This is a genomic window from Mesorhizobium sp. M1A.F.Ca.IN.020.06.1.1 (genome assembly GCF_004023265.1).
GTDB lineage: Bacteria > Pseudomonadota > Alphaproteobacteria > Rhizobiales > Rhizobiaceae > Mesorhizobium.
On sequence record NZ_RZSR01001722.1, the window covers coordinates 1 to 547 of the forward strand.

Below are 547 nucleotides of genomic sequence, written 5' to 3' on the forward strand. Positions count from 1 at the left end.
ATTCGACGCTGCTGCTTATCCTCCACGCGCGCGACCGTCTTGTCACTGACCGGGTAGCGCGGGTCGTTCTTTGCGCGCTTGTAGGCGCCTGCATGTTCCTTTGTGTACGGTCGGCTCATCGCGTGATCGTAGCGGCGGGTTGCGACCATCGCGATGCCGTGTTCGCGCGCCTTCTCCGCGTAGGCTTCCCGCCAGGCATGGAGATCCGCCTTGTAGAATGTCAGCCGCTCACCGTCGGCCGAGCGCGCCTGCACCATGACATGGATATGGACGTGCTTCGTCTCCGCATGATGTGCGAGCACGAATTTGTGTCCCGGCGCGCGCTCCTCGAGCACCGCACGGGCAGCTGCCACGATGGCTTGCGCGTCCGTACCAGCCCGGGCAGAGAAAAGCAGGTGATAGGCATTGCGGCGCTCCCGCCCGGAAAGCTGCGGCCGCCATTGCTCATAAATCGCTGCGGCCGCCTTCGTCGGCTGTTTGCTGGAAACCGGCTCTCCATTCGCTTGGCGAACCTGATCGTGCGATCGAATAAACTTCTGCAGAAAAT

Annotated in this window: 1 protein-coding gene; it reads right to left on the bottom strand. The window is 62.3% G+C overall.

Annotated elements, in window-relative coordinates; all coding sequences use genetic code 11:
- Window positions 1-547, bottom strand: a 547-nt coding sequence (locus tag EOA60_RS36545; RefSeq protein ID WP_164899949.1) for a relaxase/mobilization nuclease domain-containing protein, incomplete at both ends; no start/stop codon positions are given.